The organism is Mycobacterium sp. PSTR-4-N (assembly GCF_022348085.1).
Classification (GTDB): Bacteria; Actinomycetota; Actinomycetes; order Mycobacteriales; family Mycobacteriaceae; genus Mycobacterium.
The window spans coordinates 15,395-35,579 of record NZ_JAKRFN010000020.1 but is presented as its reverse complement, the minus strand read 5'-3'; the positions used below and the strand labels follow the sequence as shown (position 1 = coordinate 35,579).

At 68.6% G+C, this 20,185-nt stretch carries 20 protein-coding genes; 8 read left to right on the top strand and 12 right to left on the bottom strand.

The features are described 5' to 3' along the window. The first annotated feature begins 171 nt into the window (after positions 1-171). The 4 genes from MHN84_RS22480 to MHN84_RS22465 are packed head-to-tail and all read left to right on the top strand — an operon-like array spanning position 172 to position 5,241. Positions 172-1,605, top strand: a complete 1,434-nt coding sequence (locus MHN84_RS22480; protein WP_241206729.1) for a gamma-aminobutyraldehyde dehydrogenase — start codon at positions 172-174, stop codon at positions 1,603-1,605. 40 nt (positions 1,606-1,645) lie between these two features. Next, a complete protein-coding gene (locus MHN84_RS22475) occupies positions 1,646-1,990 on the top strand; it encodes a hypothetical protein (RefSeq protein WP_241206728.1) in 345 nt (114 codons plus the stop codon). Further along, a complete protein-coding gene (locus MHN84_RS22470) occupies positions 1,987-3,726 on the top strand; it encodes an NAD(P)/FAD-dependent oxidoreductase (protein ID WP_241206727.1) in 1,740 nt (579 codons plus the stop codon). Before MHN84_RS22475 ends, MHN84_RS22470 begins: the two co-directional genes overlap by 4 nt. Before the next feature lie 30 nt (positions 3,727-3,756). Further along, entirely contained in the window at positions 3,757-5,241 is a 1,485-nt protein-coding gene (locus MHN84_RS22465; RefSeq protein ID WP_241206726.1) for an APC family permease, read from the top strand. 15 nt (positions 5,242-5,256) lie between these two features. Here the strand turns inward: MHN84_RS22465 and MHN84_RS22460 are convergent, their stop codons facing one another. Both MHN84_RS22460 and MHN84_RS22455 read right to left on the bottom strand, forming a co-directional pair. Further along, positions 5,257-6,117, bottom strand: coding sequence for a rhomboid family intramembrane serine protease (locus MHN84_RS22460; protein WP_374238405.1), 861 nt, complete (start codon positions 6,115-6,117; stop codon positions 5,257-5,259). Continuing rightward, complete coding sequence (locus MHN84_RS22455) at positions 6,114-6,500, bottom strand: VOC family protein (RefSeq protein ID WP_241206815.1); 387 nt, start codon at positions 6,498-6,500, stop codon at positions 6,114-6,116. The genes MHN84_RS22460 and MHN84_RS22455 overlap by 4 nt, the downstream gene beginning before the upstream one ends. Positions 6,501-6,787: 287 nt before the next feature. Here MHN84_RS22455 and MHN84_RS22450 point away from each other — a divergent pair, with 287 nt between their 5' ends. From MHN84_RS22450 to lipE, 3 genes are all read left to right on the top strand, one after another. Continuing rightward, positions 6,788-7,192, top strand: coding sequence for a heme-binding protein (locus MHN84_RS22450; RefSeq protein ID WP_241206725.1), 405 nt, complete (start codon positions 6,788-6,790; stop codon positions 7,190-7,192). An 83-nt stretch (positions 7,193-7,275) separates the two neighbouring features. Continuing rightward, positions 7,276-7,710, top strand: a complete 435-nt coding sequence (locus tag MHN84_RS22445; RefSeq protein ID WP_374238404.1) for a hypothetical protein — start codon at positions 7,276-7,278, stop codon at positions 7,708-7,710. Continuing rightward, positions 7,707-8,948 carry a lipase LipE gene (lipE, locus tag MHN84_RS22440; RefSeq protein WP_241206813.1) on the top strand — a complete coding sequence of 414 codons (1,242 nt, stop codon included), beginning with the start codon at positions 7,707-7,709 and terminating at the stop codon, positions 8,946-8,948. The genes MHN84_RS22445 and lipE overlap by 4 nt, the downstream gene beginning before the upstream one ends. Positions 8,949-8,957: 9 nt before the next feature. Here lipE and MHN84_RS22435 read toward each other — a convergent pair whose 3' ends face one another. The 6 genes from MHN84_RS22435 to MHN84_RS22410 form a co-directional block, all read right to left on the bottom strand. Continuing rightward, entirely contained in the window at positions 8,958-11,114 is a 2,157-nt protein-coding gene (locus MHN84_RS22435; protein ID WP_241206724.1) for a xanthine dehydrogenase family protein molybdopterin-binding subunit, read from the bottom strand. After that, entirely contained in the window at positions 11,111-12,088 is a 978-nt protein-coding gene (locus tag MHN84_RS22430; RefSeq protein ID WP_241206723.1) for a xanthine dehydrogenase family protein subunit M, read from the bottom strand. Before MHN84_RS22430 ends, MHN84_RS22435 begins: the two co-directional genes overlap by 4 nt. 2 nt (positions 12,089-12,090) lie before the next feature. Continuing rightward, positions 12,091-12,675 carry a (2Fe-2S)-binding protein gene (locus MHN84_RS22425; RefSeq protein WP_241206812.1) on the bottom strand — a complete coding sequence of 195 codons (585 nt, stop codon included), beginning with the start codon at positions 12,673-12,675 and terminating at the stop codon, positions 12,091-12,093. Between the two features lie 158 nt (positions 12,676-12,833). Next, on the bottom strand, positions 12,834-13,934 hold the full coding sequence (locus MHN84_RS22420; protein WP_241206722.1) for an FAD-dependent oxidoreductase: 1,101 nt from the start codon (positions 13,932-13,934) through the stop codon (positions 12,834-12,836). Further along, a complete protein-coding gene (locus MHN84_RS22415; protein WP_241206811.1) occupies positions 13,931-14,803 on the bottom strand; it encodes a DUF1295 domain-containing protein in 873 nt (290 codons plus the stop codon). Before MHN84_RS22415 ends, MHN84_RS22420 begins: the two co-directional genes overlap by 4 nt. A gap of 14 nt (positions 14,804-14,817) precedes the next feature. Continuing rightward, positions 14,818-15,609: a glutaminyl-peptide cyclotransferase gene (locus MHN84_RS22410; RefSeq protein WP_241206721.1), complete on the bottom strand. Its 792-nt coding sequence runs from the start codon at positions 15,607-15,609 to the stop codon at positions 14,818-14,820. A gap of 30 nt (positions 15,610-15,639) precedes the next feature. Between MHN84_RS22410 and MHN84_RS22405 the strand changes: the two genes are divergently transcribed. Beyond that, entirely contained in the window at positions 15,640-16,800 is a 1,161-nt protein-coding gene (locus tag MHN84_RS22405; protein ID WP_241206720.1) for a zinc-binding dehydrogenase, read from the top strand. On the opposite strand, the gene MHN84_RS22400 is transcribed toward MHN84_RS22405, so the two are convergent. Genes MHN84_RS22400 through MHN84_RS22385 form a run of 4 tightly spaced genes read right to left on the bottom strand, consistent with a single transcriptional unit; the run spans position 16,797 to position 20,185 of the window. Continuing rightward, positions 16,797-17,231 carry a hypothetical protein gene (locus tag MHN84_RS22400; protein ID WP_241206719.1) on the bottom strand — a complete coding sequence of 145 codons (435 nt, stop codon included), beginning with the start codon at positions 17,229-17,231 and terminating at the stop codon, positions 16,797-16,799. The genes MHN84_RS22405 and MHN84_RS22400 overlap by 4 nt on opposite strands. A gap of 14 nt (positions 17,232-17,245) precedes the next feature. Then, positions 17,246-18,454, bottom strand: coding sequence for an FAD-dependent monooxygenase (locus tag MHN84_RS22395; protein ID WP_241206718.1), 1,209 nt, complete (start codon positions 18,452-18,454; stop codon positions 17,246-17,248). Continuing rightward, positions 18,447-19,442 (bottom strand): amidohydrolase family protein, encoded by a 996-nt coding sequence (locus MHN84_RS22390; protein ID WP_241206717.1) that lies wholly within the window; start codon positions 19,440-19,442, stop codon positions 18,447-18,449. Before MHN84_RS22390 ends, MHN84_RS22395 begins: the two co-directional genes overlap by 8 nt. After that, positions 19,439-20,185 carry an ABC transporter ATP-binding protein gene (locus MHN84_RS22385; RefSeq protein WP_241206716.1) on the bottom strand — a complete coding sequence of 249 codons (747 nt, stop codon included), beginning with the start codon at positions 20,183-20,185 and terminating at the stop codon, positions 19,439-19,441. Before MHN84_RS22385 ends, MHN84_RS22390 begins: the two co-directional genes overlap by 4 nt.

The following is a 20,185-nucleotide window of genomic DNA, read 5'->3' as shown; positions in this document are numbered from 1 at the left end:
GCCGGCGCGACGCCCGCGCTGATGACGCCCGTATCACCACCACGATTTTTCTGACCGCTCGTCTTGCGGACACCTGAACCCTGTGCTTAAGTTCTCCATGTCAACTGTTCAACACTTGAGCATGTCCGCTCGGCGGGCCTACCTCTCTCACTGACTTGGAGAAGAACTTTCATGGCCGACGGCCCACTCATGTACGTGGCAGGAGAGCATGTCCCCGCCGCCAGCGGCGCACTCGAAGCCGTGATCAACCCGGCGAACGGCGAACAGATCGCCACCGTGCCGCTGGGCGATGCGGCGGATGTCGGTCGCGCGGTCAGCGCGGCCGAGAAGGCGTTCGACGATTGGGCGGCGACCACACCCGGCAAGCGCGCCGAACTCCTGTTGAAGCTGGCCGACCGTCTGGAGGCTCACGCCGAGGAATTCGCCCAGCTGGAGTCGCGCAACGTTGGCAAGCCGATTTCAGTGGCGCGCGACGAGATCCCCTTCGGTGTCGACAACATGCGATTCTTCGCCGGCGCCGCGCGCGTGTTGGAGGGCCGCGCCGCGGGTGAGTACTCCCCCACCCACACCAGCATCATCCGGCGCGACCCGCTCGGCGTGGTCGGCAGCGTCGCGCCGTGGAACTTCCCCCTCGTCATGGCGATCTGGAAGATCTGCCCGGCGTTGATGACCGGAAACACGCTGGTGCTCAAGCCCAGTGAGCAGACGCCGCTGACCACGCTGCGCCTCGCCGAATTGGCCGCCGACCTGTTCCCGGCCGGCGTGTTGAACGTCGTCACCGGCCACGGCGACACCGTCGGTGCTGCACTGACCGGTCACCCACGGGTCCGGATGAGCTCGCTGACCGGCGACACCGCCACCGGAAAGGTCGTCGCCCGCACCGGCGCCGACAACCTCAAACGGCTCCATCTGGAACTCGGCGGCAAGGCGCCGGTGCTCGTCTTCGACGACTGTGACGCCGAACTCGCGATCGCGAAGATCTGCGAAGGCGGTTACGGCAATTCCGGTCAGGACTGCATGGCCGCTTCTCGCGTGTACATCGCCGACGGCATCTACGACGAGTTCGTCACCGAACTGACCCGCGCCGTGAGCAAGGTGGCCATGGGTGAGCCCGCCGACGAATCCACCGAGATGGGCCCGGTCATCTCCGAACGCCAGCGCGACCGGGTGGCCGGCTTCGTCGATCGCGCAGTCGCCTCCGGCCCGGCTTCGCTGGCGGTCGGCGGCATCGGCTCAGGCCCCGGATTCTGGTACAAGCCATCCCTTGTCGTCGACGCCGCGCAGGACTCCGAGATCGTCCAGAAGGAAGTCTTCGGCCCGGTGGTCACCACTACCCGCTTCAGCAGCGAAGAGCAGGCCTTCGCCTGGGCCAACGACATCGAGTACGGACTGGCGGCATCGGTCTTCACCCGCGATGTCGGCCGGGCGATGCGCGCCGCGCGCACGCTGCAATTCGGCACGGTCTGGGTCAACGACCACCTGCCCATCGTCTCGGAGATGCCGCACGGCGGATTCAAGCAGTCCGGACACGGCAACGACATGTCGATCTACTCCGTCGAGGAGTACACCGAGATCAAGCACATCATGATCAATCTGGCCAGCTGAACGAAACCCCGAGCTGCACAACGATTTCAGAGGTCCTGCGATGACTGTTCACAACCGCACGGTGGTAGCGGTGAATCTGTTCTCCATGTTGCCCGGCGTCGATCCGGCCGAGTTCGAGCGGTTCTCCACCGAGCTGGACCGGCCGACGTGCCTCGCCCGCAGTGATCTCGTTCGACGCTTCGAAGCGTTCCGCGTCAACGATGCACCTGACGGTGCTCCGGCCGACATCCTGGAGGTCATGGAGGTCACCGACTGGGCCGATTGGGAGCAGTTCCGCGACCACCACCCGAGCATGAAACCCGTCATCGCGGGGTTCGACCGACTCGTCGACCCGGCCACCGTCCGCACCTACTTCACTCACGCCATCCCGGGAGAACACCAATGACATCCACCACCGCCCCCGACTACGACACCATCGTGATCGGCGCGGGCCACAACGGTCTGATCACCGCCGGATATCTGGCCCGTGCGGGCAAGAAGGTCCTGGTCCTGGAGGCCCGCGATGTCGTCGGCGGCGCGTGTACGAGTGAGGAACTCATCGCCGGCGCCACCTGGTCGTCGTGTGCGTTCATCGCCAGCCTGCTGCGCCCGGAGATCATCGCCGATCTGGAGCTGGAGCGCTACGGCTTGGAGATGTATCAGACCGCAGCCAGTGAGGTCAGCATCTTCCCGGACGGCAGCCATCTGTTCGTGTGGAAGGACATGGACAAGACCCTCAGGGAGATCGAGAAGTTCTCCGCGCGCGATGCCGCCGCCTTCCTCGAATTCGGTTTGCGTGTCAAGAAATTCGCGTCCATTCTCACGCCGTTCCTGCTCTCGCCGGCCCCCAGCCGCTCCCAGGTGCTGGCCGCCTTCGAGGCCGCCGGCGCCGAGGATCTCTTCAACGAGATGGTGTTGCTCTCGACGAAGGATCTGCTGGACCGGTACTTCGAGAACGAACACATCAAGGGTCTGTTCACCTTCTTCGGCATGATCTCCGTGTGGGGCGGCCCGTCCACCCCCGGCACCGGCTACGTCTACGGGCATCACTCGGTCGGAGAGTTCAAGGGCACGCTCGGCCAGTGGGGTTTCGTCAAGGGAGGCATGGGCGGCATCACCCAGGCCATGGCCCGCAGCGCACAGGCACATGGCGCCGAGATCCGGCTCTCCTCCCCGGTCGAACGGGTCGTGGTCAGCCGAGGCCAAGCCACTGGCGTGAAACTGGCTGACGGACAGATTATTTCGGCGCGCACGGTGATCTCCAACGCCGACCCGCAACGCTCCATGCTGCACCTGCTACCGGCCGGTGCCGTCGATGCGAAACTCACCGCCAAACTGCAGGACTACGACGCCCGCGGCTCGATGGCCCGCATCCACCTGTTGATCGACGAGCTCCCCGACTACATCGGCTTCCCCGCCGGCGTGCAGGGGCCCCAGCACCAGGCGCAGGCGATCATGGGTGCCTCGATCGAGAACTTCGAGCGCGCCTGGGAAGCCGAGCGGCGCGGTGAGATCCCGGACGACTTCGTGATCGAGGCTGTCATCCAGTCCACGCACGATTCGACCCTGGCTCCCGAGGGCAAGCACACGATGACGCTGGGCGTGCAACAGCTGCCGTTCGAACTGGCCGGCACCGACTGGGACACCATCCGCGAGGACTGGGCGGACCGTGTGCTGGAGGTGCTGTACAGGTACGCGCCCAACCTGCGCGGCCACATCCTCGAGCGGGTCATCATCACCCCGAAGGACCTCGAACGCGACTACGGGCTGACCGGCGGCAACATCTTCCACGGCGCGATGTTCTTCGACCAGCTCTTCAACAACCGGCCCACCCCCGAACTGGCCGACTACCGCACCCCGGTCGACAACTACTACCTCTGCGGCTCCGGCACTCACCCCGGCGGCGGAGTAATGGGCGCCAACGGCCACAACGCCGCTCAGGTCGTCATCGCCGACCTGAACGGAACCCCCGCACCGACTGCGCAGCGCGTCGGCCCGGCGCCCAAGGCCGGTGTCATCGACCGTGCCATGGAGACCGTCATGGACACCAAGACCGGCAAGAAGCTCGGCTACACCGTGGCGAGCAGCCCCGCCCTGCGCAAGGTCGTCAAGTTCGCGGCACGCAGCAAGACCACCCGTTAACCGACCCCACTCAACCCCCGAAGGACCGCCATGCTGCACCAGGATGACCCCCAGTCGTTGGCCACCCTGAAGGACTCGCCTGACGGCTCGGAAAGCCTGGCTCGCAACCAGATCGGTGTACTCGGCATCGTGTTCTTCGTGGTCGCCGCTGCCGCCCCGCTGACTGTGGTCGTGGCGCTGTTCCCGGTGATCATCGGCTCCGGCAACGGCGTCGGGATCGCGGGCGCCTTCGTCGCCGTGGCGGTCGTGCTGACCGTCTTCGCGGTCGGCTACGTCGCCATGAGCAAGCACATCACCAACGCCGGCGCCTTCTACGCGTTCATCACCCGGGGTCTCGGCAGACCGATGGGTCTCGGGTCGGCCTCCCTGGCGATCTTCGCCTACAACGCCATCCAGCTCGGAGTCATCGGCGGCTTCGGCTACTACGCAGCCGAATTCACCTCTCGGCACACCGGTGTCGGCGTCCCGTGGTGGGTCTTCTCGGGTCTGGCCATGGGTGCGTCACTCTTCCTCGGCGTCCGCCAGATCCACGCGGGTGCCCGCGTGCTGGCTGTGCTGTTGACCCTCGAGACCGGTGTCATCCTGGTGCTCAACATCGGCATCCTCGTGAACTCACCCAATCCCCTCAGTGATTATTCGCTCGAACCGTTCGCTCCCTCGGCGGTGTTCGCCGGTGCGATCGGTGTCGCGCTGATGTTCGCTCATGCCTCGTTCATCGGCTTCGAGGGCACGGCCATCTACGGCGAAGAAGCCAAAGACCCCAAACGCACCGTCCCGCGCGCCACATACGCCGCGGTGATCTTCATGGGGGTGTTCTACGCCGTCACCGCATTCCTCATCGTCAACGCCGTGGGCGTCGGGAACATCGTCGAGCTCGCCGGAACCGAAGGCGGCAACCTGGTCTTCGCCGTGAGCGACAGCGTCCTCGGCCGCGCCGGCACGGAGGCCTTTCAGCTCCTGGTCATCACCAGCCTGTTCGCCGCCATCCTGACGTTCCACAACAACGTCGCCCGCTACCTGTACTCGCTGGGTCGTCAGGGCGTCATCTGGTCTCGGCTGGGCACGACCCATCCGACACGCAAATCGCCGGCACTGGCCTGTTACGTGCAGATCGCCATGGTCGCTGTCGTCGTCGCCGTCTTCGCGATCTTCCGGCTCGATCCCTACACCACCCTGTTCACCTGGTGGACCGGCGTCGGCGCCGCCGGCATCATCCTGCTGCAGACCATCGCCAGCATCGCCATCTTCGTGTTCTTCCGCCGGTCGAATGTCGACAAGCGGCCCTGGAACACCTTCATCGCCCCCCTGCTCGGCGTCGCCGGACTGCTGCCGTTCCTCTGGTACGCGATCACGGGCATGGACGTCCTGCTCGGCGGGGGAGGGTGGCTGCAGATCACCTTCACCACCATGCTGTTCGCATCCCTGATCATCGGCGTCATCGGTGCGTATGTGATCCGCGCGCGCTCCCCGCGCCGCTATGCAGAGCTCAACTCCACGCTCGGCGACCGCATCTAGCCGGCCGCCGATCGGCTATAGGCCGAACGTCGCCCGCAGGTCGGCCGTACGCCACAGCACTACGGCGACGATCAGGACCAGGATCGCGGCGCTCGCGCCCAGCTGCACAGCCGTGCGCTGGGCGCGCGGCGCGTAGGCGTAGGCGGCGGCCACCGCGGCTCCGGTGATCAGCCCGCCGATGTGGCCCTGCCAGCTGATGTTCTGCCCGCTGATCAGAGGGAAGACGAACGTGAACGCCAGGTTCAGCACGATCACCGCCATCACCCCGCGGACGTCCATGTTCAGGCGCCTGCCCACCACGAACGTCGCGCCGAACAGACCGAACACCGCCCCCGAGGCCCCCGCGGTCAGCGCGTTGAGCGTCAGCAGATACGCCAGCGCGGCGCCCCCGAGTGCACTGAGCAGATACAGCGCGGCGAAGCGCAACCGGCCCAGTGCGATCTCCAGGGGCGGACCCACGAAGTACAGCGCAAGCATGTTGAACGCGATGTGGGCGAACCCGAAGTGCAGGAACGCCGACGTCAGCAGCCGATACCACTCACCGTCGGCGACGGCGACCGGCCAGAGCGCCAGGGCGCGCTCCAACCCCGGCAGAGCCATCTGCAGGACGAACATCGCGACGTTGATCCCGATCAGCGTGTACGTGACCGCCGGCGTCGTCGACCGGCGCGCCACCGCGCCGAACGGGGTGGTCGCCTGACGCACCGATCGGGCGCCGGCGCCGACACACTCGGCACACTGGTGGCCCACTGCGGCACTGTGCATGCACTCGCCGCAGACGTAGCGGTTGCAGCGGGTGCAGCGCACGTAGGTCGGCCGGTCCGGGTGGCGGTAGCACATCGCCGGCGGCGGGGGTGGGTAACCGGGCTGACTCACAGGGTGCCGAACAGCTCGATGTGGTTGCCGTCGGGGTCGGCGACGAACATGAACCCCATCCCGGGCACCGGCGCGAACTCGGTCGGTGGCTCGACGACCTCGTAGGGCGACGCCTCGAACGCGTCAGCGACGCCGCGCAGCCCGGTGACCCCGATCGTGAAATACCGCAGGCCGGCTTGGGTCCGGCCGCCGCCGGGCACGGCCGGCGCCGGCGGGGTGGTGTAGGTGACCAGCTTGAGGACACACGCCCCCAGGGAATAGCGGCGCTGAGACCCGCCCGAGAACTCGATCTCGCCCTGCGGTTCGAGTTCGAGGAAGCCTTCGTAGAACGCGGTCATCGCGTCGAGGTTCGTGGTGACGAGTCCCACCTCGATGCCGGGCATCAGCAATTCCAACTTCACGCCACCAAATTAGCCGTCGGCGCATAACGATTCGGACACAACCCAAATCACGATCAGCTAAGAGTGTGGTTGGAATTCTGAGAAAACTCACCGAGCACCCAATCTCCCCGGCCGTTTTGTTGCCGATGTCACGCCCAGGGGTGTAACACCGCGGCACCCCCGCCGACCACCGTTCCCTTCTCCTGTTTGAGCCCCTCGGCGCGCGGCTACCGTGGTTTACGGGCGGGGACGAGCAACACGATCGACATTCGAAGAAGGACCACAACACCATGAATTCCAGTGCTATCAGCGTGCGCAAGAACCTGGCTCGCGTCGGGGCGGCATGTGTCTTCGGCGGGTTGGCCGCAGCCGGCGTGGCCGCGCCGGTCGCGTCGGCCCAGCCGGCCCCGGGCTGCACCGCCAGCCAGGTCGCGGGCACCGTGGGTTCGGCGACCACCGCCGCGCGGCAGTACCTCGACAGCCATCCCGGCGCCAACCAGGCCGTGACGGCCGCGATGAGCCAGCCTCGTCCCGAGGCCGAGGCCAACCTGCGTGGCTACTTCACCGCGAACCCGGGCGAGTACCACGATCTGCGGGGCATCCTCGCGCCGATCGGCGACACGCAGCGCACCTGCAACGTCACCGTGCTGCCCGCCGATCTGCAGTCGGCCTACGACACGTTCATGGCCGGCTGACGCCGGCAGGACACCGAGGCTGCGGCGGCGGGTTCACGCCCGCCGCCGCAGCACTTAGACTGGCTTTCTATGAGGCTGTACTCATGACATCGATGCGTCTGGCCACCGCCGCGATCGCCCTCGCGGGCTCCTGCGTCGTGGTCCCCTTGGCTCACGCTCAGCCCGCCCCGCCCGCGCCCGCACCTGCCGGCGAGGGCCCGAAGACCACCATCGACGCCAACGGGTCGTACGCCGTCGGCAAGGACATCGTCCCCGGCGTGTACTCCTCCGCCGGCCCTGTCGACAACGGTGCGTGCTACTGGAAGCGCTCGGCTGGAGACAAGCTGGTCGACAACGCTCTGACGAAGAAGCCGGCGTTCGTCCAGATCGACGCGACCGACACGACGTTCACCACCAGCGACTGCCAGACCTGGCAGCTCACCAACGCCCCGATGCCGCCCCAGCCGGGTCCGGGCGACCTGTTGGGCGCGCTGACCCAGGCGATCGGCAGTGGCATGTTCAACGGAGGGCCTCGCTGAGCTCCGCCGCGGACGGCCGGATCGCGGTCCCCGACGACCTCGATGCGGTCACCTCAGTCGGCACCGAGGACCACACCGGCGTCGATCCCGCCGCGGTCGAGCGCATCTGGCAGGCCGCTCGGCACTGGTACGCCGCAGGAATGCACCCGGCGATCCAGGTGTGCATACGCCGCGACGGCCGCGTCGTCCTCGACCGGGCCATCGGCCACGCCTGGGGCAACGGCCCCGCCGATCCGCCCGACGCCGAGAAGATCGTGGTCGGTACGGACACCCCGTTCTGCGTGTACTCGACGGCCAAGGCGATCACCACGACCATCGCGCACATGCTCATCGAGCGCGGAGTGTTCTCCCTCGAGGACCGGGTCTGCGACTACCTGCCGACCTACACCAGCCACGGGAAGGATCGCACCACGATCCGGCACGTGATGACGCACAGCGCCGGGGTGCCCTTCGCGACCGGTCCGCGCCCCGATCTGAAACGGATGGACGACAGCGACTACGCACGCGAGATGCTCGGCAAGATGAAGCCGGTGTACCCGCCAGGTCTGGTGCACATCTATCACGGTGTGACGTGGGGGCCGCTGATGCGCGAGATCATCAACGCCGCGACCGGGCGCAGCATCCGCGACATCCTGCGCGAGGAGATCCTCGCGCCGCTGAACTTCCGGTGGACGAATTACGGCGTTGCACCACAGGATGTTCCGCTGGTGGCACCCAGTCACGTCACCGGCAAGCCGCTACCGGCACCGATCGCGAAAGCCTTCAAGATCGCCGTCGGCGGCACGCCGCAGCGGATCATCCCGTTCTCCAACACCCCGGCGTTTCTGACCAGCGTGATCCCGTCGTCGAGCACGGTCTCGAACGCCAACGAGTTGTCCCGGTTCGCCGAAATCCTCTGCCGTGGCGGTGAACTCGACGGCGTTCGGGTGATGTCGCCGGCGACGCTGCGCACGGCGACCAGAGAGGCGCGCCGGTTGCGGCCCGACCTGGCGACCGGCTTGAAGCCGATGCGGTGGGGCACCGGATACATGTTGGGCTCCGGGCGGTTCGGCCCGTTCGGCCGCGACGCGGTGGGCGCCTTCGGCCACACCGGCCTGACCGACATCGCGATGTGGGCCGACCCGGACCGCGCGCTGTCGGTCGCGGTGGTCAGCAGCGGCAAGCCGAGTGGGCACAAGGAAGCCAAGCGCTACCCGCAGCTGCTGGACCGCATCAACGCCGAGATGCCCCGGGTCTGATCACCGGACTCACAACAGCGCCTCCACCGTGATCGGCAGGTCGGTCACTCGCCGGCCCGTCGCGTTGAAGACGGCGTTTGCGATCGCCGCAGGCACCCCGACGATCACCACCTCTCCCAGCCCTTTGACGCCGATGGGGTCGGCGATCATGTCCTGCCCGCCCAGGAACGCGGCGTCGAGTTCGGGTACGTCGGCGTTGACGGGCACCAGATAGTCGGCCATGTTGGCGTTGACGATTCGGCCGTCGCGGTGGTCGAGGTGGGTGGCCTCGAGCAGCGCCATCCCGATTCCCCCCACCATCCCGCCGATGGCCTGGCTGTGCGCCAACATCGGGTTGATCACTCGTCCGGCGTCGTAGCACCCGTAGATCCGGCGCACCCGCACCGTCCCGAGCAGTTCATCGACCGCGACCTCGGCGAAGACCGCGCCGTAGGCGTTCATCGAGAAGCGGGTGTTCGCGTCGTCGGGCGACCAGTCGTAGCGCGCCTCCAGATGGGGCCAACCCCGCCGGCGCAACAGATCCTGGTAGGACTCACCGCGGCCAGGGTCGGTCCGGGCTGACATCCGGCCGTCCGTGACCGTGACGGCCTCAGGCGCCAGACCGTTCAGCGGTGAGCCGGGATCCACCACCGCGGTCCGCACCAGCCGGTCTCGCAACATGACGCCGGCATGGTTCACTGCCGACCCGACGCTGGCCATGGTCATGGAGCCGGCGTGGATCGGAGCGGGCGGCATCCGAGAGTCGCCGAGGTCGAAGCGGACCCGGTTCATCGGCAGGGCAAGCGCATCGGCGGCCATCTGGGTCATCGAGGTGTAGGTACCCGGGCCCATGTCACTGGTGGCGGTGTCGAACTCGGCCGTGCCGTCGGAGTTCATCTTCGCGTGCACCGAGCACTTGTTGCGGTTGGTGTGGTAAATCGCTGCGGCCGTGCCCATTCCGATCAACTGGGTACCGTCGCGCACCGTCCGCGGCTGCTGGCTGCGGCGCGACCAGCCGAACGCCGCGGCGCCCCGGGTGAAGCACTCGGTGAGCCGGCGGGTGGAGAACGGCAGCCCCTCCTCCTGATCCCGGTCAGGCTCGTTGCGCCGGCGCAGTTCGATGGGGTCGATGCCGAGCCGGTGCGCCAGATCGTCCACGCCGGACTCCAACGCGAAGGCGCCGGTGGTGTCGCCTGGACCGCGCATGTAGGTCGGCGAGTTCACGTCCAGCGGCACCACCCGGTACGTCGAGCGCATGTTCGGGGCGGCGTACTGCATCCGCGGCGCACCGACGATGCCGTCCTCGTAACCGATGTCGCGCGAGGTCTCGACCCGCCCGTCGTGGACGATGACCGAGATGCGCCCGGTGCGGTCGGCGCCGATGGCCAGCCGCTGCCGGCTCGTCGGCCGGTACCCGACCGTGGTGTAGAACTGCTTGCGCGTCAACATCAGCTTCACCGGACGGCGCACCTGCTTGGCCGCGAACGCCGCCAGCAGCTGGTGCGGCCAGACCCGGCCCGCCGAGCCGAAGGCACCGCCCACGAACGGCGAGATCAGCCGCACCTGCTCGGCCGGCAGCCCGAACGCCTCGGCGTAGGCCTCCTGGGATCGCGCGACCGCCTGGGTCTTGTCCCACACGGTCAGCCCGTCACCGTCCCAGCGGGCGATGGTGGCGGGGATCTCCATCGAGTTGTGGTTGTTGCGCTCGATCGCGTAGGTCAGGTCGGACACCACCGCGGCGGTCCGCAGTGCGGTATCGGCATCACCGCGGCTGTAGTCGCGGGTGCGGGTACTCGGTTGTGGAACCGCTTGCGGCGCATCGATGTCGGTCACCGAAGGCCCCGGCGAGTAGTCGACGGTGACCAGCGACGCGGCGTGGGAGGCGGCCTCGAGAGTGGCGGCGACGACGATCGCCACCGGTTGGCCGAACGAGGCCACCTGCGTGGGGTCGTACGGCAGCTTCACCCCGCCGAAGTCGGTCAGGACGGCCACCACGTCGGGTTGGCCCTTCGCCTCGGCGGCGTCGATGCGGCCGACGCCGCCCCGCGCCACGGTGGCGCCGACCAGGACGGCGTACAGCAGGTCCGGGATCGGGTGATCGGCGGCGTAGGCGGCTTTGCCCGTCACCTTCAGGCGTCCGTCGACCCGGGTGACGGGTTGTCCGGCCACGGGCCGCGAGCCGGTCATGGCATACCGGCCACGGTCGCGAGCTGGCGTTCGACGGTCCGCTTGACCAGCTCGACCTTGAATCCGTTCTCCGACAGCGGTTTTGCTCCATCAGCAGCCGAGGCGGCCGCCGTGGACCAGAGCCGCGCGCTGGGCCGCTGCCCCGTCAGCGCCGCCTCCACGGACGGCAGCCGCCACGGCACCGTGCCGACGCCGCCCACCGCGACGCGGGCGGTGCGGATCACCCCACTGGAGATGTCCATCGCTACCGCGGCCGAGGTCAGCGCGAACTCGTAGGACTGCCGGTCGCGCACCTTCAGGTAGCCCGACCGTGCGGCCGTGGCCGTGACCGGGACTTCGAGGGCGACGATGAGGGCACCGGGCGGCAGGTTGTGTTCCTGGTCGGGCCGGCTGCCCGGTTGGCGGAAGAAGTCGGCGAGCCGGATCGTCTGCTCGCCGTCTCGGTCTCGAACGACCACAGCGGCGTCGAGAGCCACCAGGGCAACCGCGAGGTCGGACGGGTGTGTGGCGACGCACGCGTCGCTGGTGCCGAGGATGGCATGGTGGCGATTGCGGCCGCCGATGGCCGAGCACCCCGCGCCAGGGGTGCGTCGGTTGCAAGCCGCGGTCACGTCGCGGAAGTACAGGCACCTCGGCCGCTGCATCAGATTGCCGCCGATCGACGCCATGTTGCGTAGTTGCGCCGACGCGCTCAGTTCCAAGGCCTGGGTGATGGCGGGGAACCGCTGCCGCACGTCGGCGTGCGCGGCGAGTTCCGACATCCGCACGAGCGCACCGACACGCAGCCGTGATGCGTCGAGGGAGATATCGCGGTACGGCAACCCGTTGATGTCGACGACTGCGTCCGGTCGCTCGACGGTCTCACGCATCAGGTCGATCAGCGTGGTGCCACCGGCGATGTAGCGGGCGCCGGCGGCAGCCGCGTCGAGCGCCCCGGCTTCGTCGGCGGCCTTCGAGAACGCGAAGGGGAACACGGCTATGCCTTGTCGGCCGCTTGTGTCACGGCGGCCACGATGTTGGTATAGGCGCCGCAACGACAGATGTTGCCGCTCATCCACTCTCGGATCTCGGCGGGTGAGCCGGTGTGGCCCTCCCGGATGCAAGCCACCCCCGACACGATCTGTCCGGCGGTGCAGAACCCGCACTGGAACGCGTCCCTGTCGATGAAGGCCTGCTGCAGCGGGTGGAGCCGGCCGTCTGTTTCCAGGCCCTCGATGGTGGTGATCTCGGCTCCCTCGTGCATCACCGCCAGCGTGAGGCAGGAGTTGGCCCGCTGCCCGTCGATGAGAATGGTGCACGCGCCGCAGGCACCCTGATCGCAGCCCTTCTTCGTGCCCGGCAGGCCTGCGCGCTCGCGCAGCATGTCGAGCAGCGACGTGCGGTTGTCGACCGCGATCCGGCGTTCCTCACCGTTGATCCTCAGCGTGACGTCGGTGGTGCCGGCCGGACCCGCGGCCGGTTCCCCGTCACCCTCGTCGTCACTACACCCGGCGAGTAGCGAGCCACCGACGAAGACACCACCGACAACAGCGGTGGTCCCCACGAACGTCCTGCGGTTCATCCACGCCGGGTAATCGTGATCCGGGGTCGATCGCGTCTCTTCGTTCCCTGTGTCTTCGTCCACTGCTCACCACAGTAAGCGCGTTTCCGGACACGGCCGCTCGACGCATAGGGAACTCATAACTCCGACACATTCGTCGCCGCGGCGGGGATGCGGGGTCAGCGCGTCCTGATCCCCCGGTAGATTCCGCGCGCCACGATCATGCGCATCAACACCCGCTCGAACGACCAGGCCGGGAAGCGGAACGCCCGCCCGTTGGGCGCGAACACCTCCAACCCGTCGGGCTGGATGCCGAGCACCGAACCCCAACGCCGAGTGGGCGGCTTGTACTCACCGAGCTCGCCGCCGTCGAAGAACGCGCGCACGTTGCGGGCCAGCAGGCCGTCGGCGCGGTTGCGTGCGGAGCTGCGCAGCGGATCGGTCGCGGCGACGTCACCGATCGCGAACACCTCCGGGTGCCCGGGTACTTGCAGCGTGGAGGTGACGCGCACGAAGCCCTCCTCGTCCAGGAGGTCGGCGGGCAACCAGCCGGTGTTGGGGACGACTCGCCCGATCGCCCAGAGCACCACGTCGGCGGTCGAGGGTGGCTGGCCGGTGCGCCAGTGCACGGGATCGGTCGTCAGCTCGGCCGGGGTCTGGTCCACGTCGGCCCGATGGCCGGGGTGCAGCCGCACTCCTGCGTCGGTGAGCCTGCGCTGCACCGTCTTCCAGGTCCGGGGATGGTGCCCGACGAGCGCGCGTTCGCCCGGGTAGTACAGATCCACCCGGGTCTCGGGCCAGGTCGTCGCGATCTGCGCGGCGCTGCTGACCGCGGCCGCGCCACCGCCCACGACGATCACCGACTGCGCCTCGGCGAGCTTCTGATGGGGTGCGCGCAGATCCGCGTCGACCTCGTCGGCAGCCTGGAGCACGGGCGTGCGCCAGAACCCGTTACGCACCCCGGTGGCGATGACGAGCGCGTCGTAGGGCACCTGCTGTGCGGTGCCGTCGGCGAGTTCCACGGCGACGCAGCGGGATTGGAGGTCCAGCGCGGTGAGCGTGCCGTGCACAGTGGTGACCCGGTCGAGACCCCGGAACCGTCGGTAGGGGATCCAGTTGTGGCGGGCCCACTCGTCGGGCCGGGCCAGCCGCCAGCCCAGCTCTTGCCCACTGACGAGGCCTGGCTTGCTGCAGATTCCGGTGACCTGTGCGTGGCGGGCCAGCTTGATCGCGGTGAGCACGCCGGTGTCGCCGAGGCCTGCGATCACCACCCGCTTCACGCGCGCACCTTCGCCGGCGGCCTGGGCACGAACCGGGGGACACGGTCCATCACCGCTCGGTAGTCCGGCCGGCGCGCCAGGCTGCGCTCCTCCATCATCGGGATGCTCGCGCCGAGGAACATCGCGAGCATCGCGGCCGCGCCCGCGAACAACCACCACGCCGTCGGCCATGCCGCCACGCCGAACAGGGCCACCGCGAACCAGAACCCGAACTCCCCGAAGTAGTTCGGATGCCGCGACCACGCCCACAGCCCGCGGTCCATCACCTGACCGGGCCGCCGGTCGCGCACGAAGCGGTGCATCTGCGCGTCGGCGACGAATTCGAGTGCCACCGCGGCCATTCCGAGCACGAACGCGACGATGCTGAGCCACGCCAGGCCGCGCTCCGGCCTCGTCACCGCGATGTAGGCGGGGACCATCGCGAGGAACACCTGCAGCGTTGGGATCAGGTGGATCGCCACCAGGTCGACCACGAACTCCCAGCGACCGGCCCGCTCACGGAACATCGGGTAGCGCCAATCCTCGTGGTGCAGGCCGGGAAACGCGTAGAGCCAGTTGCCCGTGAGGCGCACCGCCCACACCACCACCAGCACGGCCAACAGCCACGAGCGCAGCGTGTCGCCCTCGCCCTGGCTCCACCAATAGAAGAGCAGCAGCGGGGGGATCACGCTCCAATACGCGTCATAGAAGCTGGAATTGCCGTAGGCGCGGCTGAACGCGAACACCACCAGCGTGGCGAGCACGTCGGCGATCAGTGTGTCCAGCCACAACCGCCCGGTGCCTGGGCCCCACAGCAGCCACGCCGCGGCCACGGCGACCGCCAGGACGTAGGCCACGGTCACGATGGACAGCGAGCGCGCCTTGCTCATCTCGGTCACCGGCGTCACCCCAGCCTGACCCGAAAGGTGGTCGGCCAGTACTTGCCGGTCAGCAGGAACTCGTCACCGGCGACGTGCGCGATACCGTTGAGCACCTGCGCCGTCGGTGGGATGCCGCGCGCACGCAACCCGCTCGCGTCGACCGCGAGATCCACCACGCCGGTGGCCGGATCGATCCGAACGATCTGGTCGGTGGGCCACACGTTCGCCCACACCCGGTCGCCGACGCACTCCAGTTCGTTCAGGCCGGTGACCGGCCGGCCGTCCTTGGTGACGTCGACCCCGCCCGTCTCGGTCAGATCGGCAGTGGTCTGGAAGCGCAGCCGGGCGGTGCCGTCACTGCGGATCAGCCGGTCACCGTCGCGGCAGAGCCCCCAGCCCTGCGGCGCGAGCGGGACTTCCCGGATCGGGGTCAGCGTGGCGCGATCCCATTCGACGGCCACGCCGTCGGTGTAGGTGAGCTGCCAGATATTGTCACCGACGACGGTGACGCCCTCGCCGAAGTAGCGGCCGGGCATGTCCACGGCCTTGCGGACAGCGCCGGTGTCGGGGTCGAGCTCGCGCAGCTGGGAGGTGCCGACCTCGCCGGTGCCCTCGTACAGCACATCGCCGTCGATCTCGAAGCCCTCGGTGAACGCCATCGGGTCGTGCGGGATCTCGCCGAGCACGACGGGCTCGACGATCGGCACGGCGGCGGTCCCCGGTGGCGGCTGAGGCTCGGCGTGCGCGCCCGGCACGACGGTGACGACGGCCAGCACCGCCAGTGCGATCCCCGCCCACTTCTGCCGTCTGGTCATACCGTTGTTCTACCGTGCGACGATGGGCCGATGAAAGCGGTCTCCTGTGCGCACGGTTCCCTCGACGTGGTCGAGGCGCCCGATCCCGTCCCCGCCGGGGGCCAGCTGGTCCTCCAGGTGCTGCGCTGCGGCATCTGCGGATCCGATCTGCACGCCAGGAACCACGCCGACGAACTCACCGAGGTGATGGCCGAGGGCGGCTACACCGACTTCATGCGCAGCGACACCCCGGTCGTGATGGGCCACGAATTCTGCGGCGTGGTCGCCGAGCGCGGCCGCAAGGTGGGCAAGGAGTTCGCCCCCGGCACCACGGTGGTGTCGTTCCCGCTGCTGCGCGCCCACGGCGGAGTGCACCTGACGGGTCTCTCGCCGCTGGCGCCGGGCGCCTACGCCGAGCAGGTGCTGGCCGAAGCCGCGATGACGTTCGCGGTGCCCAACGGGCTGGACCCGGCGACCGCGGCTCTGACCGAACCGATGGCGGTGGCGTATCACGCGGTGCGGCGCAGCGAGATCGCCACGAAGGACGTCGCGATCGTGCTGGGCTGCGGGCCCGTGGGTCTCGCGGTGATCTGTCACCTCAAGACACTCGGCGTCCGCACGATCGTCGCCAGCGACTTCTCCCCCGGCCGGCGGGCGCTAGCCGCCCGCTGCGGCGCCGACGTCGTCGTCGACCCGGCCGCGGACTCGCCCTATGAGGCGGTGCCCGCCAAACAACGCGGGATGACCGAACTCCCGGCGCTGTACGAGTTCGGCATGGGCTCCATGGAGAAACTGCGCAAGGTGCCCGGTTGGTCGCACGTCTACCGGTTGGCCGACCGCCTGGGCGGGACGGCGCCCAAGCGGCCGGTGATCTTCGAGTGCGTCGGAGTGCCCGGGATGATCGACGGCGTCATCGGCGCCGCCCCGCTGGCGTCGCGGATCGTCGTGGTCGGCGTGTGCATGGGCGACGACAAGATCCGGCCGGCCATGGCGATCGGCAAGGAAGTCGACGTCCGGTTCGTGTTCGGCTACACGCCGCTGGAGTTCCGCGACACCTTGCACATGCTCGCCGACGGCAAGCTCGACGCCTCGGCGCTGGTGACCGGCACGGTGGGCCTCGACGGGGTCGCCGCGGCGTTCGACGCCCTCGGCGATCCCGAGACGCACGCCAAGATCCTCATCGATCCGGCGAGTGCTGCCGTCGCCCCCTAGAGAGACAGCGCCGCGTTCTCCGAGTCGAGGTGTTCGACGGTGGTGAACACCAGCTCGGTGTCGCCGACGTTCTCGATGTCGTGCAGCAGGAATTCCCCTGCGGCAAAACGGAAGTGGCGGGTCTCGCCGGCGGCGTAGGACACCTCACGGGTGGTGCCGTCGGCAGTGTGCTGCCTGCTGCGCCCGGCGTTGACCGCGGTCCAGAAGTAGTCGAGCACGTGGCGGTGCGCATGCCAGCGCTCGCCCGGTGCGAGCCGGATCTCCCAGACCCGGACGCGGTCGTTCTCGCTGAGCAGCCGGGAACCGACATGCCCGTCGTGCGCGTGCTCGGCGAACTCGGCGCGCAGGTCGTCGCTCCAGCCGTCGAAGTCGGTACCCACCAGCGTCCCCGCCAGCGGGGCTTCGGTGAGGAACTCACGGGTACTGGTCATGGTCTCTCCTTGAGTCAGTGGCCCGGGCCGTACAGGCCGAATCGGTTGTCGGGGTCGCCGGGCACCCAGGTGCAGTCCACCTGCGAGCGGGTGCCCATCTCCTTGACGCGGCGCAGCAGCCGCTGCCCCAGCTCGAGCTGGCCGGGCTCCCATTTGGCCAGCGCCTCGGCGATGTCGGCGCTGTCGGAGAGTGCGTCATACAGAGCCCACGCGTTCGCGGCGGCCTTGGCGGTACCCGCCGCGGCGTGCGGCCGGGCTGCGCTGGCGGCGTCGCCGACGAGCGCCACTCTGCCGAGTGCCATCTGGGACACGCCGACGTCATAGACGGCCTGCAGGTAGGGCTGCTCGGTACGCAGCACCACCTCGGCGGCGGAGGGTGCGAGCAGTTCGGTTGCCGCCGAACGCATCTCGTCGACGAAGCGGTCCTGCACCTGGCCGGGATGCAGCGACACCCCGGCCACGAAGCCGCGCTTGTCGGTCATCAGCTCGTCGAGCTGATGGCCCTCGGGCACGTTGCGGTACCAGACGTAGTTGAGCAGCCGCTCCCCTACGGCCAAACCGCCCCCCGGCGCGGGGATCGGATACACGTTGATGTGGGTGTGCGGCGCGACGCTGTAGCTGATCGAGTCATGCAGCAGCTCGAACGTCTCGGGTGACACCTCACGCTCGGGCACCGTGCCGCGCCAGCCGACGTACCCGGAGTACTCCATGCGCGCGTCGGGCGCGATGCGGCGCCGGCTCGGTGACCCGATGCCGTCGGCGAACACGACGATCTCGGCGGATTCGATTCTGCCCGAGGCGAACCGCACCGTCACGGCGTCGGCGTCCTGGTCGAAGCCGGCGGCGTACTCGCCGAGGTGATAGTGGCCCGTGCCCGCCGCATCAGTGAAGTCGGTGAGCAGGGCCCGGTAGAAGGTGCCCCATGACGTGTAGCTCCACGGCGCGTCCTCACGATGGACGACGGTGTTGTCCGGCCCGAGGTACTGCACGAAATGTGTTCTGGTGCTCACTGTCTCCGGGTGCTGGGTGCTGCATTCGGCGAACCAGCGCAGTGTGTCGGGCTGCAGGACGATGCCTCCGCCGCGCCCGTCGAGATCGGTCGGCGTGCGTTCGTAGACGTCGACGTCGAAGCCGAGGCGGCGTAGCAGCAGCGCGGCTGTCAGGCCTCCGATCGATCCGCCGATCACCAGCGCCCGGTGCCCGCTCCAATTCACGTCACTCATGGTGTTCTCCTGTGTCGAGCCCGAGGAACGCTCGGGCGTTGGCCTCCAGTGCGGCGTCGTCGATGCCCGCCGCATGCGGGAGGTCGAGAGGGGTGGGGGTGCCCATGTCGAACGGGTAGTCGCTGCCGGCCATCATGTGAGCCGGATCCGCATGCGCGAGCAGCATCTGCAGTGCCGGCACGTCGTGGGTGAGCGTGTCGAACCACAACTGGGAGAACATCTCCCGCGGTGGCCGGGTGCCGGCACCGCGTACGTCGGTGCGCTGCTGCCAGCCGTGCGCCCAGCGACCCACCAGGGCGGGCGCGCAGCCACCTCCGTGCACCAGGCAGATCCGCAAGGTCGGGAACTCGTCGAGCACACCGCCGAGGGTCAGTGCGGCTGCCGCCGTGGCGGATTCGACGGGGTTGCCGATCAGGTTCGCCAGGTAGTGCGACGACCATTCCGGCCGGGGCAGCTGCATCGGGTGCACGAGTACCGCCAGACCGAGATCCGCTGCGGCGCCGACGATCTCCCGCATCGGGTCGACATCGAACGACGCCGTGCCCAGCAACGGCGGCATGGCGATCCCGCACATCCCGTCGGTGCCGGCCAGCGCCGCCATCTGCTTGGTGGCCGCCTCCGGATCGTGCAGTGACACCAGCCCGATACCCACCAGCCGGCCATCGCTGTCCCGGCAGACCTTGGCGAGGTCGTCGTTGTAGGTACCGACGAATGCGTCGACCTCGGCTCCGGGGCCAGTGCCGGCGACCGGGAACGCGAACGGCGGGGCCGACAGCACGCGGGCGCCCAGGCCCGCGGCGTCGGTGTCCGCCAGCACCCGGGACACGTCGCTCATCGCCTCGGTCTCGATGGACAACGGCAACTCGCCCAAGTGCAGTTCGCCGTGGTGATCGCGCAACGGGGGCAGCGGGGAGCCGGGAGCGAGCCCGAACAGGTGCTGCGGCAACCAGTGTGCGTGGACATCGATCGGTCCGGAGCGCACGGTCATGCCGCCGAACCCATCGCCTCGAGCGCCTCGAAGCGGGCCAGCACCTCGGCCTGCAGCAGAGCCACCGCCGGATCGGAGGCGCGGCGCGGGCGCGGCAGGTCCACGTCGATGATCTCGTGCACCCGACCGCCGGGGGCGAGCACGACGATGCGGTCGGAGAGCTGCACCGCCTCGGTGACGTCGTGGGTGACGAACATGACCGTGCGGCGCGACTCCAGCCAGATTCGTTCCAGATGCTCGCGCAGGGTGCGCGAGGTCATCGCGTCGAGGTGGCTGAACGGCTCGTCCATCAGCAGGATGTCGGGCTCGACGGCGAACGCGCGGGCGATGCCGATGCGCTGCTGTTGACCACCGGAGAGCTGCGCGGGGAACCGGTCGGCGCAGTGGCTCAGGCCGACCAGGTCGAGGTAGTGCCGCGCGCGGTCCTGCCACCCGTCGCGCTCGTGCTGGACGAAGCCGAGGTTGGCCATCACGGTGCGCCACGGCAGCAGCCGCGGATCCTGGAACACATAGCCGACCCGGGCGTCGCGCGAGCCGGCCCGCAGCGACACCGTGCCGGATGTGTGGGACTCGATGCCGGAGACGATGTTGAGCAGCGTGGTCTTACCGCTGCCCGACGGGCCGACCACCGAGACGAAGGTCTCGCCCGAGATCGTCAGGTCGACCTCGTCGATGACCCGGGTGACCGCTCCGCGGCGGTCGGTGAATTCCTTGATCAATTTCTGGATTTCGATTGCAGCCAT